Source organism: Paenibacillus litoralis, from assembly GCF_046244365.1.
GTDB lineage: Bacteria > Bacillota > Bacilli > Paenibacillales > NBRC-103111 > Paenibacillus_V.
On sequence record NZ_CP176395.1, the window covers coordinates 7153785 to 7167991 of the forward strand.

Consider the following 14207-nt stretch of genomic DNA (forward strand, 5'->3'; position numbering starts at 1 on the left):
AAACTGCATATCGCGCAGTCCTATACCAGTCTAATCGCCATTTGCCGGAGCCTACATAGCTGAACTTTACTTCGCTGTGCTGGAATTGACTTTATTTTTGCAATGGGAAACAATACCGCACAAGTGTGAATGGGCGTATATTTACGTTATCTGCCCAGACGGAATATTCGGCCCGATTTGTTACTTTTGCTCTTTTGCTCCGCTAGTCCAAGAAATGTACCCTTGAACGCGCAAAAAATCCCAGGATCGCATGGATCCCGGGATTTTTTGTGCCTGACTATCTCACACTGTCACCTTCGATGCCGTCCTCATAACGGTCCTCCTCGAGCAGCGCTTCGCCTTCTCCGTCCGCAATATACCGCCGGTACGATTCGTTCCGCACCACCATCACATGTCTGCCGTACATGTCGGTCGCCACGAAATCCTCGATCGGTTCGACAAAGCCGTCCGCTTCATCCTCTTCGATCCCGATATCGTCGTAGCCGTCAACTTGGCGCTCCTCCGCCATCGCCGGCGAATTGGAGGTACCCCAGCTTGACACGATCTGCCAGGCATCTTCGCCGTCGAAACCGTTCTGGCCTTCCTTCTCGTCCAGGCTCGTACGGCCGAATGGCGGGTTCAGAAACTGCTCCTCCACCGGACGGCGAAACGACTTGTCGCGTTCCTTCGCATGATCGACGCAAGTAACCGTCATGGGCAGCGCCTCCAGCCGGCTGACCGGGATCTCCTTCCCGCAAACGTCGCAAAGCCCATAAGTCCCGGCATCCATGCGCTGAAGCGCAAGATCGATATCCTCCAGCCTGAACTCCGATCGTTCGTTCAACGCAATATCTTTGCCCCGCTCGAACATTTCCGTACCGAGATCAGCCGGATGGTTATCGTAAGCGGATAGCTCTGAAATTTGCTCGCGCATCGACTCGCCGAGGCCGAAATGTTCATTTTGCTGCAGACGCCGCTCCAGATCGGCTTTTTCCTGCTCGAGCCGTTCGCGCAGCCGTTTCGTTTGGTCTTCCGTCAAATGGGTGCTCATGCCGCCCGCTCCTCTCTAATTCGACGTTTCGAGGGTTCACGTGTTAGCATTCGCAGCACAAGGGAACATCATTCAACGAGAGCGAACAAAATGCCCGAAAGCATGAAGGTGCATCTGTTATTTCCGCCCTCTTGCGGCGTGCCAGGCAAGGTTATTCCGTATGCATTAATTGCTGCTTGGCGATAACCGCTTTGATCGTAAAATAATCGATTTCCGGCGGCAGCGCGTCTTTAATCGGCCTCAGCTTGTCTGCGCCGAGCCGCTCTACCGCTTCTAGAACAAGCTCTTCTTGGCCTGCCGGAATCAGCTCCCGCCAATCGATCTCGCAGCCTTCAAGCGCACAGCGGATAATATGATCTTGTACGGTAATGAGTCCCATCCCGCGCTCTTTGGCAATATCGTCAGGCGAAAGACCTTCCGCGAACATTTGCCACGAAACCCTATGACTCGATTGTTTGTCCGCCAAGAGAGATGTCCCCCCGCTTGGGGCGGTTCGTTCGGAACGAACGAAGCTTCGCTTTGCCGGACGATCCTCGGCTGCTGCGGAAACCGATGCGTATGCTTCTCTTTCCTGCATCTCCGCGTTTTCTTCGCCTGCCTCCTGCTGCAGCAGCTCCAGAAACGGCTGTCCGTAACGCTGAAACTTGGCAAGCCCGACACCCTTCACCTCAAGCATCGACCGCTCGTTTGTCGGTACGGTAACCGCCATATCGCGCAGCGTGCTGTCGGCAAAAATGATATAAGGAGGCACGCCCTCCGCATCCGCCAATTGCTTGCGAAGCCGGCGGAGCTTGTCGAACAGCTCGTCTCCCCCGGTTACGGCCTGCTTCCGCTTCGGCAGCTTGCGCATGACTTTCTCCTGCCCTCTCAGGACCGCTCCCGCCGGCTGCTGCAGGCTCACGACCGGATATTGCCCTTCGCTCAACGCCAGATATCCTTCCGCTACAAAGGAATGAATCAGATCCGCGATCGCCTTCTCCGTATACTGCCTCATCACGCCGTACGTCGGCAGCCTCTCGAAGCCGAATTCGGCGATCCGCTTGCTGCGCGATCCTTTCAGCACCTGGCTCACCAGCGTAGCCCCGAATCGTTCGTTCATCCGTTTGATGCAGGAAAAAACCTTCTGCGCTTCTACCGTTACGTCCACAAGCTCGCTGTCGTCGTTGCAGCTGCTGCAGTTTCCGCAGTGCGCTTCCGTGTCGCGTTCTCCGAAATATTTCAATATCGCGCTGCGCAAGCATTGCTGCGTATGGCAATAGTCGGCCATCGCCTGCAGCTTCTTGTAATCCGCCGTCTTCCGCTCCGGAGACGATACCGACTGCTCGATTAGAAACTTTTGCGTTTGAATGTCCTGCGGACTGAATAGGAGAACACATGTTCCTGGTTCGCCATCCCGCCCGGCACGGCCTGCTTCTTGATAGTAGGCCTCCATATTTTTCGGCATATTATAATGAAGCACGTAGCGGACATTCGACTTGTCGATGCCCATACCGAACGCATTCGTCGCTACCATTACCCGGATGTCGTCCCGCAGAAAAGCATCTTGGCATTTTAACCTCTCATCGTCGCTCAAGCCCGCGTGATATTTGCCGGCCGCCACGCCCTGCTTTTGCAAAAAAGCGCTGAGCTCGTCGACTTCCTTCCGCGTCGAGGCATACACGATACCCGCTTCCTCCGGGTGATCGCGCACGTATTGCACGACATAATCCCGCTTGTTCACGCCGCGCAGTACGGCTAGCGTCAAATTTTCGCGGTCGAAGCCGGTAATCGTCACCCCCGGATCGCGCAGCTCCAGCAGCCGAATCATATCCTTGGTAACTTCCTCCGTTGCAGTCGCCGTAAATGCCGCTACGACCGGCCGCTTCGGAAACTGCCGAAGCATCGGCGCGATCGCCGTATAGCTCGTCCGGAAATCATGGCCCCACTGCGACACGCAGTGGGCTTCGTCAATCGCCAGCAGCGGAACGGGCATAACCTCGAGCAGTGAACGGAAGCTGTCCGTCTCCAGCCGCTCTGGCGCGACGTACAGCAGCTTGTATTCGCCGTTTGCGGCGCTCCGCAATCTTTGCATCGTTTCCGATCCGGTCAGCGACGAGTTGATGAATGCGGCCGAAATGCCGAGCGTAGCAAGCGCGTCCACCTGATCCTTCATCAGTGAAATGAGCGGAGACACGACAATCGTCGTCCCGGGCAGCAGCAGGGCGGGAATTTGATAGCAGATCGATTTCCCTCCGCCGGTCGGCATAATTCCGAGCGCATCTTGTCCGCTCAGTATCGTTTCAATCATTTTCTCTTGTCCGGTCCGGAATTTCGGGTACCCGTACACGTCTTGCAGCGTTTGTCTTGCAGCTTGCAGCAACAGCTTCACCTTCCGACTTCCAAATTTCGTTCCCCTATTATAACATGACAGCGGGCTGCAAGACGAAGTTGGCCACGAGTCCGTGCAAAAGTTAGTATTAGCAGGAGTGGAAATGGCGCAATAAAGCGAAAAAGGCTACATCCCAAGTAAGTAGAGCCATGAAAACAGCTTGCGCTGCCGGGGCAAGGGGTATCCGCCTCCACCTCCGTTAAAGTCGTATCGCTATGATTACCCGCAAGGATACGATACGACTTTAAAGTCGGCCGCCAGGTCTTTCCGGCGAACACCCCTTCCTCCTTTCAGCCTGGCCGCTTTCATGAAAACCTTACTCGGAAGTGGATTATTATTGCGCCATGAAGGAGAGGACGGTCGGCGCATCTCCATCGGCGAGTTTCGGGTTAAGCTCTAGGCTTTATCATGATAAAGCAAAAAACCGCCCGGTCACCCTGGCGGTTTTTTGCTTTCTTCTAGTGCCCGCCGCTCCATTCCGTTTGCGGCTTGCGCTCCTTACCTTCCTTGCCTTTTTCGCCTTTACCCGGAATGATCATCCTGGAGTTCCCCATGAACATAACTGTCACCAGCGCAAGTCCGGCGGGTACGATCGCCCACATAAACATCGTCGATATGGACGAAGACAAAGCATCTACGATTTTGTCCATTACATCTGCCGGTATCGCTGCACGCTTCTCCGGTGAAAGCAGCTCTCGCGTATTCCCGAACGAGCTTCCGTCCGCGCCTGCGGGGCCGCCTGCTCCTCCGAACGCATCGCCGAGCTTGCTTGTAAGCAAATTACGCTGAATGATCCCGAACACGGTTAGACCTACTGTCATCCCAAGGGAACGGACGAACGCCATCGTGGAATTCGCGGATCCGCGCTGCCTCATATCGAAATGATGAATAGCCGCCATCCCGAGCACCGAGAACGAGAAGCCGACGCCGAATCCTGCGGCGATCATATAGAGCGTCAGCATAAATTTAGTCGTTTCAGGCGCAATGGTGCTTAGCAAGAACGTCCCTAACAAGAAGACGACTGCGGAAAAAATCATGATATTTCGATAGGACGTCTTCGATGCCGAGAAGCCTCCTATTTGCGCCGCTACGACCGACCCCAATGTCATCGGCAGCAATATGAGCCCCGAGTTGGTCGCCGAGCCGCCGGTTACCCCCTGCACATAAATCGGGATGTACATCGCGAACGTAATGAACGCCGCCCCGTAGAAGAGCCCAGCCAGCGTACTGGCCGCGAACAGCCGATGCTTGAACATCGCATACGAAATGATCGGCTCCTCCGCTTTCGTCTCCACATAGAGGAATACGGCCATAAGCACGGCCGCCGCCGCGAACAAGCTGATGATTACCGCGGAATCCCAGGCGAACTCTTGTCCGCCAAGCTCAAGCGCGAACATGAGGCATACGATCGAGCCAACGAGAGTAGCTGCTCCCCACCAGTCGATTTTCTGCTTCGAGTGCTCCATCGATTCATGGTAGAAAAAGACGATCAGCGCCAGCGCGACCAACCCGATCGGCAGGTTGATATAGAAAATCCAGCGCCACTGAATATAGTCCGTAATATACGCGCCGAGAAGCGGTCCGAATAAGCTCGAGGTACCGAAAACGGCGCCGAACAAGCCGCCCATGCCGCCTCTTTTTTCCGGCGGGATCACATCGAACATGACTGTAAACGCGATTGGCACCAGCGCCCCGCCGCCAATGCCTTGAATGGCGCGATAGATACTCAGCTCCACAATGCTGTTCGCCGTACCGCATAGAATCGAGCCTAGCAAAAACAGCGCAATCCCCAATACGAAAAACCGTTTGCGTCCGTACATATCGGACAGCTTGCCGAATATCGGCATAGCGGCCATCTCGGTTACGAGATAAGCCGATGTTACCCAGACGAACTTGTCGAGTCCGCCAAGATCCGAGACGATCGTCCCCATTGCGGTAGCTACGATCGTATTATCGATAGCCGCTACGAAAATGCCGAGCAGCAGCCCGGTAATAACTAGCCCTAACCTGCTTTTTTGCTGTACCATGGAATGGGTTGACTCCTTTACCGTCAAGTATTCGTTAAACTTTACATTGCTGCCGTAACGTTGCGCTTTTTCTAGTTTGCAGGGAATTCCGGTACTCCACCAGCTCGATTTCACAGCCGGGTCCGATCGTTACGTTATTCCCTCTGACGATAGCGGCCTGCGTATGCTCCAAATAAATATCGTCGCCTTCAATCGTATCGGCCTTCAATTCGGTTACTCCGGAAGGGGTGAACCATTCCTTTACCGCCATCCACTTCTTACGGCGTACGGAGATGCGTCCACCGCCTATTTCCTTCACCTGGCAAGGACCGAAGAGATTGATGCTAAGCTGTTCAGCATTGAGCAGCCCGCTGACGTCCATCGCGCCGTTCAACTGAAGCTTGTCGGCCTCGCATGCCCCTTTTACGATCAGCTGTCCCGTCATTTTAATCGAGTCTCCGCGCACATTCCCCTTAACGAGAATTTGCCCAAGTCCCGTTAATACGGCAGCCTGCAGGTCCCCGTCGATTGAGACTTCCCCTTGGAACCGGTATCGGCCTGCTTGGAGGCTTCCCTGTACCGCACAGTTGCCCATACATTTGAACTCGTCGCACAACAGATCGCCTTGAACGCGTCCTTCGCCCATAATGTTGACGCTATGAAAGACGCCTCCGGAAGCGGAGCCGATTCCGGTTATCTTCATATTTCTATTCCTGTCCTGCGTCATTTCGCATCCTCCTTATTGAGCGTGCTCGATTCATTAGCTGCGAATTCGCTCGTTTACCTTCGCCTCAGGATGCACCACGAGCTCCGTGCCGTATTCGACGCGCCCGATGCCGCAGCCGGGGCCGATATAAACGCGATTGCCTCGTACGACAGCTGCCGTTGTCTCCTCCAAGCGAATGTCGTCCCCTTCGATGGTCTCCGCAAACAAATGCGGCTCAAACACGGGAAGGATCCACGATACCAGGCGTCCCCAGCTGGAATGATTCGACTTTTTGACATGAATGCTGTCCCCGCCGATTTCCTTAGCTTGCCCGCGGCCATACAGAGCGATATCGATCGTACCCGCGTTAAGCAGACCGTCGATCGTAAAGCCGCCTTGCAGATTGAAGCGCTCCGCTTCGCAATCGCCATTCACTTTGATCATTCCGTTCAGCCTCATCTCTTCGCCATGCAGCCGGCCTTTCAAACTCATATGCCCATCTACGAGTAGCGTTAACGATGTCAGGTTGCCTTCGCCGCTCAGCTTGCCGTTCATTTCAAATCGCGCCGCTTGAATGCTTCCTTTCACGGTAGCAACCCCGTTTGCTTTGAAACTCTCGCAAAATATATCGCCGTCCACCTTCCCGACGCCTTCCATGTTTACGGTACGGTAACGGCCCCCAAACGCATTTCCCATGCCATTGATGGTCAGATCCGTTCTGTTCGATTCCTCTATCATGCTTCCTCCTAGGTTAGCTTGTTTTTAAGCTCTTCTATGCATGCAGGCAGCGACAAACGAGCCACGATCTTCACACCGGTTTCAAAATACAGCTCTCCCGGCATTGCTAACAGCGCGAACGTCGATACCCCCATCTTACGAAGGAAAAACAAATCGCAAGGTCTTCCTTCGAATTTCGAAAAGTGTTCGTTCAGCGCTTGAAGCAGCAGCCCGCCTTCCTCCAGGCTCATTTCCCCGGTTTGCAGCAGCTTGTCGATCGTAAACAAGAACAAAACCTTCTCGAACGTAAGAAGCCCTTCGTCTTTCTCTTTCGTTCCGAACCTATCTAGGACTACCCTCGAAACAATGTTACGTCTCAAAAGCTCTTCCTTCCGCAAATTCGTGTCATAAAGCAGCGGAGAGAGCTTTCCCGCCAGTTCGTCTAACGACAAATCGTCTTTCAGATCCACGATCTTCTCGATTCGCGATAAGATAAGCTCCTTAGGAAAAAACGTTTCCTGTCCGGTAAACGTCGATTTCCGTATAAACCACTCCTCCGGAATCAGCTGCTTCCTCTTCCAGCGATAGAGCTGCCCGTATGAAATACCCGTCAACTCGAGAAGATCCTTTTTCGATATCAGATCACGGTCCATTGCCATCTCCTCCGAAACGAATGTAACATAACACTGTTACGTTGTAAAGAGACAAGGATAGGATTGAGGCTAGATCGCTTCCTCCGTCTTACGTTATCCAGTATACAAATTTCTGCGGCCGATCGGATAGAGGCTCAGGATTGAAAGGTTTCTCCGTCTCGAGACTGATCTTGCTTCAGCTGCTGGCCTGATCTCATGAGCGCTTCCTCAGTATTTATCTATAGCAGACCTAGATATAACAAAAAAACCTTTGAAATCAATTGATTTCAAAGGCTCTCGATGGTTAATGTGGTGCCGGTGAAGGGACTCGAACCCCCACGGTTTCCCTCACGATTTTGAGTCGCGCGCGTCTGCCAATTCCGCCACACCGGCATATGATGAAAACTTGTAAAAATGGCGTGCCCTAAGAGATTCGAACTCCTGACCTTTTGATTCGTAGTCAAACGCTCTATCCAGCTGAGCTAAGGGCACAAAGTAATACGTCTGGTGCCGAAGACCGGACTCGAACCGGTACGGGGTCGCCCCCGCAGGATTTTAAGTCCTGTGCGTCTGCCATTCCGCCACTCCGGCAAGTAGGTGGAGGCGCCACCCAGATTCGAACTGGGGGTAAAGCTTTTGCAGAGCTCTGCCTTACCTCTTGGCTATGGCGCCGTACTATGGAGCGGACGACGGGAATCGAACCCGCGACCCTCGCCTTGGCAAGGCGATGCTCTACCGCTGAGCCACGTCCGCATAAATGGCTGGGGATCCAGGATTCGAACCTGGGCATGACGGAGTCAAAGTCCGTTGCCTTACCGCTTGGCTAATCCCCATTAACCGTTGTTGCTTCATTTTAAAAATTATGGGGCGATCGAGGGGAATTGAACCCCCGAATGTCGGATCCACAAACCGATGCGTTAACCACTTCGCCACGACCGCCATAAAATTGTTGTGCTTTGGCAGGGGCAGCAGGAATTGAACCCACACCAAAGGTTTTGGAGACCTTTGTTCTACCTTTAAACTATGCCCCTACAAAAATGGTGGAGGATGATGGATTCGAACCACCGAACTCAGAGAGAGCAGATTTACAGTCTGCCGTGTTTAGCCACTTCACTAATCCTCCATGTTACATGGTGCCGCCGAGAGGACTTGAACCCCCAACCTACTGATTACAAGTCAGTTGCTCTACCAGTTGAGCTACAGCGGCATATTCAATTATCAAGAATGGTGGCTCGGGACGGAATCGAACCGCCGACACGAGGATTTTCAGTCCTCTGCTCTACCGACTGAGCTACCGAGCCGAGTGTTGCTTATTTGCTTTAAGAGTAAAGATGGCGGAGCTGACGGGATTCGAACCCGCGGTCTCCTGCGTGACAGGCAGGCATGTTAGGCCTCTACACCACAGCTCCATATGTTGTTTGGTTGCGGGGGCAGGATTTGAACCTGCGGCCTTCGGGTTATGAGCCCGACGAGCTACCGGGCTGCTCCACCCCGCGTCGTTAAAGAAAATCTTATGGTGGGCGCTGACGGGATCGAACCGCCGACCCTCTGCTTGTAAGGCAGATGCTCTCCCAGCTGAGCTAAGCGCCCTTACTTCATGGTGACCCGTAGGGGATTCGAACCCCTGTTACCTCCGTGAAAGGGAGGTGTCTTAACCCCTTGACCAACGGGCCCTATGTAGATGATGTAGATCTGGCGGAGAGAGAGGGATTCGAACCCTCGAGACGCTTGTGACGCCTACACGATTTCCAATCGTGCTCCTTCGGCCAGCTCGGACACCTCTCCAGATGGCTCCCCGAACAGGACTCGAACCTGTGACAACTCGATTAACAGTCGAGTGCTCTACCAACTGAGCTATCAGGGAATGTTTATCCATTATATCAGGTTTGCTCCCTGAAAACTAGATGCGAAGTAATGTTTTTTTGTCCTTTTTGTGTCTTTGTAGTCCTTACACCTGTCGATGCAAAGATGTTGGATAAGCCCTCGACCGATTAGTATTCGTCAGCTGCATGCATTGCTGCACTTCCACCTCGAACCTATCTACCTCGTCGTCTTCAAGGGGTCTTACATACTGGGAAATCTCATCTTGAGGGGGGCTTCACGCTTAGATGCTTTCAGCGCTTATCCCGTCCGTACTTGGCTACCCAGCGATGCTCCTGGCGGAACAACTGGTACACCAGCGGTACGTCCATCCCGGTCCTCTCGTACTAAGGACAGCTCCTCTCAAATTTCCTGCGCCCGCGACAGATAGGGACCGAACTGTCTCACGACGTTCTGAACCCAGCTCGCGTACCGCTTTAATGGGCGAACAGCCCAACCCTTGGGACCTACTTCAGCCCCAGGATGCGATGAGCCGACATCGAGGTGCCAAACCTCCCCGTCGATGTGGACTCTTGGGGGAGATAAGCCTGTTATCCCCAGGGTAGCTTTTATCCGTTGAGCGATGGCCCTTCCATTCGGTACCACCGGATCACTAAGCCCGACTTTCGTCCCTGCTCGACTTGTCTGTCTCGCAGTCAAGCTCCCTTATGCCTTTGCACTCTTCGAATGATTTCCAACCATTCTGAGGGAACCTTGGGGCGCCTCCGTTACGCTTTAGGAGGCGACCGCCCCAGTCAAACTGCCCGCCTGACACGGTCCCTCTCCCGGATCACGGGAGTAGGTTAGAACCTAGATACGATCAGGGTGGTATCCCAACGTCGCCTCCACACAAGCTGGCGCTCATGCTTCTAAGGCTCCCACCTATCCTGTACAGATCGTACCCAAGTCCAATATCAAGCTGCAGTAAAGCTCCATGGGGTCTTTCCGTCTTGTCGCGGGTAACCTGCATCTTCACAGGTATTAAAATTTCACCGGATCTCTCGTTGAGACAGCGCCCAAGTCGTTACGCCATTCGTGCGGGTCAGAATTTACCTGACAAGGAATTTCGCTACCTTAGGACCGTTATAGTTACGGCCGCCGTTTACTGGGGCTTCGGTTCACAGCTTCGGGTTACCCCTAACCGCTCCCCTTAACCTTCCAGCACCGGGCAGGCGTCAGCCCGTATACTTCGCCTTGCGGCTTCGCACAGACCTGTGTTTTTGCTAAACAGTCGCTTGGGCCTTTTCACTGCGGCCCCCTCGGGCTATTCACCCTACCGAGGCACCCCTTCTCCCGAAGTTACGGGGTCATTTTGCCGAGTTCCTTAACGAGAGTTCTTCCGCGCGCCTTAGCATGCTCTGCTCGCCTACCTGTGTCGGTTTGCGGTACGGGCACCTTCGCCTCACTAGAGGCTTTTCTTGGCAGCATGAGTACAAGACCTTCGGTACTTTCGAAATTTCCCTCCCCATCACAGCCCAGCCTTCACGATGTGCGGATTTGCCTACACATCAGCCTCACTGCTTGGACAGACACTTCCATCCGTCTGCGTCCTTGCCCTTCTGCGTCACCCCGTCGTTCAAACGGCTACGGTGGTACAGGAATATCAACCTGTTGTCCTTCGACTACGCCTTTCGGCCTCGCCTTAGGTCCCGACTTACCCTGAGCGGACGAGCCTTCCTCAGGAACCCTTAGGCTTTCGGCGGACAAGATTCTCACTTGTCTTTTCGTTACTCATACCGGCATTCTCACTTGTGTACTGTCCAGCCGTCCTTACGATCGACCTTCAACCTATACACAACGCTCCCCTACCCAACAACATTGCTGCTGTAGCCATAGCTTCGGTGGCGTGTTTAGCCCCGTTACATTTTCGGCGCAGAGTCACTCGACCAGTGAGCTATTACGCACTCTTTAAATGGTGGCTGCTTCTAAGCCAACATCCTGGTTGTCTTTGCAACTCCACATCCTTTCCCACTTAACACACACTTGGGGACCTTAGCTGATGGTCTGGGCTGTTTCCCTCTTGACAATGGATCTTAGCACTCACTGTCTGACTCCCGGACAGAAGTATGTGGCATTCAGAGTTTGACTGGACTTGGTAACCCTTGGCGGGCCCCGCACCCAATCAGTGCTTTACCTCCACTACTCTCATTCCGAGGCTAGCCCTAAAGCTATTTCGGGGAGAACCAGCTATCTCCGAGTTCGATTGGAATTTCTCCGCTACCCCCACCTCATCCCCGAATTTTTCAACATTCGTGGGTTCGGGCCTCCAGTGCGTGTTACCGCACCTTCACCCTGGACAGGGGTAGATCACACGGTTTCGGGTCTACGACCACGTACTCATTCGCCCTATTCAGACTCGCTTTCGCTGCGGCTCCGCCTCTTCAGCTTAACCTTGCACGTGAACGTAACTCGCCGGTTCATTCTACAAAAGGCACGCCATCACCCATTAACGGGCTCTGACTTCTTGTAAGCACACGGTTTCAGGTTCTATTTCACTCCGCTCCCGCGGTTCTTTTCACCTTTCCCTCACGGTACTGCTTCGCTATCGGTCGCTAGGGAGTATTTAGCCTTGGCAGATGGTCCTGCCGGATTCATACGGGGTTTCACGTGCCCCGCACTACTCGGGATCCGTCTAGGGATACGTTCGTTTTGAGCTACAGGGCTGTTACCTGCTATGGCGAGCCTTTCCAGACCGCTTCACCTAACGAACTTTTCCCACATTGACGTCCCACAACCCCAAGGAGCAAGCTCCTTGGTTTGGGCTAATCCGCGTTCGCTCGCCGCTACTGACGGAATCACTATTGTTTTCTTTTCCTCCAGGTACTTAGATGTTTCAGTTCCCTGGGTATGCCTCTACATCACCTATGTATTCAGTGATGAGTACACGCGCATTACCACGTGTGGGTTCCCCCATTCGGACATCCCCGGATCGACGCCTGCTTACGGCTCCCCGAGGCATTTCGTTGTTCGCCACGTCCTTCATCGGCTCCTAGCGCCTAGGCATCCTCCGTGTGCTCTTAGTAGCTTAACCAATGATCTCTCTCGAGATCGCTACAAAAAAACTAAGGATGTTTTGCATTGCTTCGCTATCTAGTTTTCAAGGAACAAACGTTTGAAAGATCAAAAATTGACCCTTCAAAACTGAACATGAGCGAGATAAAACCAGCTTAATGATCCGACAGCCTACAGCCATCATGATCTCCATAGAAAGGAGGTGATCCAGCCGCACCTTCCGATACGGCTACCTTGTTACGACTTCACCCCAATCATCTACCCCACCTTCGGCGGCTGGCTCCTTGCGGTTACCTCACCGACTTCGGGTGTTGTAAACTCTCGTGGTGTGACGGGCGGTGTGTACAAGACCCGGGAACGTATTCACCGCGGCATGCTGATCCGCGATTACTAGCAATTCCGACTTCATGCAGGCGAGTTGCAGCCTGCAATCCGAACTGAGACCGGCTTTTTAGGATTCGCTCCACCTCGCGGTTTCGCAGCCCGTTGTACCGGCCATTGTAGTACGTGTGTAGCCCAGGTCATAAGGGGCATGATGATTTGACGTCATCCCCACCTTCCTCCGGTTTGTCACCGGCAGTCATCCTAGAGTGCCCAACTGAATGCTGGCAACTAAGATCAAGGGTTGCGCTCGTTGCGGGACTTAACCCAACATCTCACGACACGAGCTGACGACAACCATGCACCACCTGTCTTGGATGTCCCGAAGGAGGGCGCTATCTCTAACGCTTGCATCCAGATGTCAAGACCTGGTAAGGTTCTTCGCGTTGCTTCGAATTAAACCACATACTCCACTGCTTGTGCGGGTCCCCGTCAATTCCTTTGAGTTTCACTCTTGCGAGCGTACTCCCCAGGCGGCATGCTTAATGTGTTTACTTCGGCACCAAGGGTATCGAAACCCCTAACACCTAGCATGCATCGTTTACGGCGTGGACTACCAGGGTATCTAATCCTGTTTGCTCCCCACGCTTTCGCGCCTCAGCGTCAGTTATAGGCCAGAAAGTCGCCTTCGCCACTGGTGTTCCTCCACATCTCTACGCATTTCACCGCTACACGTGGAATTCCACTTTCCTCTCCTACACTCCAGTTGCCCAGTTTCCAATGCGACCCAAGGTTGAGCCCTGGGTTTAAACATCAGACTTAAACAACCGCCTGCGCGCGCTTTACGCCCAATAATTCCGGACAACGCTTGCCCCCTACGTATTACCGCGGCTGCTGGCACGTAGTTAGCCGGGGCTTTCTTCTCAGGTACCGTCAAATGAAGAGCAGTTACTCTCCTCACCCTTCTTCCCTGGCAACAGAGTTTTACGATCCGAAAACCTTCATCACTCACGCGGCGTTGCTCGGTCAGACTTTCGTCCATTGCCGAAGATTCCCTACTGCTGCCTCCCGTAGGAGTCTGGGCCGTGTCTCAGTCCCAGTGTGGCCGTTCACCCTCTCAGGTCGGCTACGCATCGTCGCCTTGGTGAGCCGTTACCTCACCAACTAGCTAATGCGCCGCAGGCCCATCTGTAAGTGACAGTTTGCGCCGTCTTTCCTGATCTCTCCAGGTGGAGAAACCAACTATCCGGTCTTAGCACACGTTTCCGTGAGTTATCCCGGTCTTACAGGCAGGTTGCCTACGTGTTACTCACCCGTCCGCCGCTAACCTTTCCCGAAGGAAAGATCCGCTCGACTTGCATGTATTAGGCACGCCGCCAGCGTTCGTCCTGAGCCAGGATCAAACTCTCCATAAAAGTTGAAGCCGAGGCTTCGTTTTATTTCGATATTGACTTGCTCATGCGATTTGTTGCTTGTTTTGCTGGCTTTATTCGCTCATTGTTCAGTTTTCAAAGGACAATTCGTTTTGCCTTTTTTGTCGCTTTGTTTTTCAGCG

General features: G+C 53.6%; 6 protein-coding genes, 17 tRNA genes and 2 rRNA genes. All 25 read right to left on the reverse strand.

What is annotated here, in order from left to right:
• Positions 1 to 277: 277 nt before the first annotated feature.
• On the reverse strand, positions 278 to 1030 hold the full coding sequence (locus ACKGJP_RS30045) for a TraR/DksA C4-type zinc finger protein (RefSeq protein ID WP_409342450.1): 753 nt from the start codon (positions 1028 to 1030) through the stop codon (positions 278 to 280).
• Positions 1031 to 1181: 151 nt separating this feature from the next.
• The gene (gene recQ / locus ACKGJP_RS30050; RefSeq protein ID WP_409347291.1) at positions 1182 to 3389 is read right to left on the reverse strand and encodes a DNA helicase RecQ; all 2208 of its coding nucleotides are present in this window, start codon (positions 3387 to 3389) and stop codon (positions 1182 to 1184) included.
• Positions 3390 to 3856: 467 nt separating this feature from the next.
• Positions 3857 to 5425 (reverse strand): MDR family MFS transporter, encoded by a 1569-nt coding sequence (locus ACKGJP_RS30055; RefSeq protein WP_409342451.1) that lies wholly within the window; start codon positions 5423 to 5425, stop codon positions 3857 to 3859.
• 34 nt (positions 5426 to 5459) lie between these two features.
• A complete protein-coding gene (locus ACKGJP_RS30060) occupies positions 5460 to 6131 on the reverse strand; it encodes a hypothetical protein (protein ID WP_409342452.1) in 672 nt (223 codons plus the stop codon).
• A 33-nt stretch (positions 6132 to 6164) separates the two neighbouring features.
• On the reverse strand, positions 6165 to 6848 hold the full coding sequence (locus tag ACKGJP_RS30065) for a hypothetical protein (protein ID WP_409342453.1): 684 nt from the start codon (positions 6846 to 6848) through the stop codon (positions 6165 to 6167).
• An 8-nt stretch (positions 6849 to 6856) separates the two neighbouring features.
• On the reverse strand, positions 6857 to 7480 hold the full coding sequence (locus ACKGJP_RS30070; RefSeq protein WP_409342454.1) for a YhbD family protein: 624 nt from the start codon (positions 7478 to 7480) through the stop codon (positions 6857 to 6859).
• A gap of 289 nt (positions 7481 to 7769) precedes the next feature.
• Positions 7770 to 7852: transfer RNA gene (locus ACKGJP_RS30075), tRNA-Leu, on the reverse strand.
• Positions 7853 to 7874: 22 nt separating this feature from the next.
• A tRNA-Arg gene (locus ACKGJP_RS30080) sits at positions 7875 to 7951 on the reverse strand.
• A 13-nt stretch (positions 7952 to 7964) separates the two neighbouring features.
• Positions 7965 to 8050, reverse strand: a tRNA-Leu gene (locus ACKGJP_RS30085).
• A 7-nt stretch (positions 8051 to 8057) separates the two neighbouring features.
• Positions 8058 to 8131 (reverse strand) — tRNA-Cys (locus ACKGJP_RS30090).
• Positions 8132 to 8137: 6 nt separating this feature from the next.
• Positions 8138 to 8212: transfer RNA gene (locus tag ACKGJP_RS30095), tRNA-Gly, on the reverse strand.
• 5 nt (positions 8213 to 8217) lie between these two features.
• Positions 8218 to 8292: transfer RNA gene (locus tag ACKGJP_RS30100), tRNA-Gln, on the reverse strand.
• A gap of 30 nt (positions 8293 to 8322) precedes the next feature.
• Positions 8323 to 8398, reverse strand: a tRNA-His gene (locus tag ACKGJP_RS30105).
• Between the two features lie 18 nt (positions 8399 to 8416).
• Positions 8417 to 8490: transfer RNA gene (locus ACKGJP_RS30110), tRNA-Trp, on the reverse strand.
• A 7-nt stretch (positions 8491 to 8497) separates the two neighbouring features.
• A tRNA-Tyr gene (locus ACKGJP_RS30115) sits at positions 8498 to 8582 on the reverse strand.
• Between the two features lie 8 nt (positions 8583 to 8590).
• Positions 8591 to 8666 (reverse strand) — tRNA-Thr (locus ACKGJP_RS30120).
• 18 nt (positions 8667 to 8684) lie between these two features.
• Positions 8685 to 8760 (reverse strand) — tRNA-Phe (locus ACKGJP_RS30125).
• Between the two features lie 31 nt (positions 8761 to 8791).
• A tRNA-Asp gene (locus ACKGJP_RS30130) sits at positions 8792 to 8868 on the reverse strand.
• A 10-nt stretch (positions 8869 to 8878) separates the two neighbouring features.
• Positions 8879 to 8955 (reverse strand) — tRNA-Met (locus ACKGJP_RS30135).
• 18 nt (positions 8956 to 8973) lie between these two features.
• A tRNA-Val gene (locus ACKGJP_RS30140) sits at positions 8974 to 9049 on the reverse strand.
• Between the two features lie 8 nt (positions 9050 to 9057).
• Positions 9058 to 9132, reverse strand: a tRNA-Glu gene (locus ACKGJP_RS30145).
• Between the two features lie 20 nt (positions 9133 to 9152).
• Positions 9153 to 9244 (reverse strand) — tRNA-Ser (locus ACKGJP_RS30150).
• A gap of 3 nt (positions 9245 to 9247) precedes the next feature.
• Positions 9248 to 9323: transfer RNA gene (locus ACKGJP_RS30155), tRNA-Asn, on the reverse strand.
• A 107-nt stretch (positions 9324 to 9430) separates the two neighbouring features.
• Positions 9431 to 12350: ribosomal RNA gene (locus ACKGJP_RS30160) — 23S ribosomal RNA — on the reverse strand.
• Between the two features lie 176 nt (positions 12351 to 12526).
• Positions 12527 to 14067 (reverse strand): 16S ribosomal RNA (locus ACKGJP_RS30165).
• The 16S and 23S rRNA genes sit together here with 17 tRNA genes alongside, the layout of an rRNA operon.
• Positions 14068 to 14207: the final 140 nt, after the last annotated feature.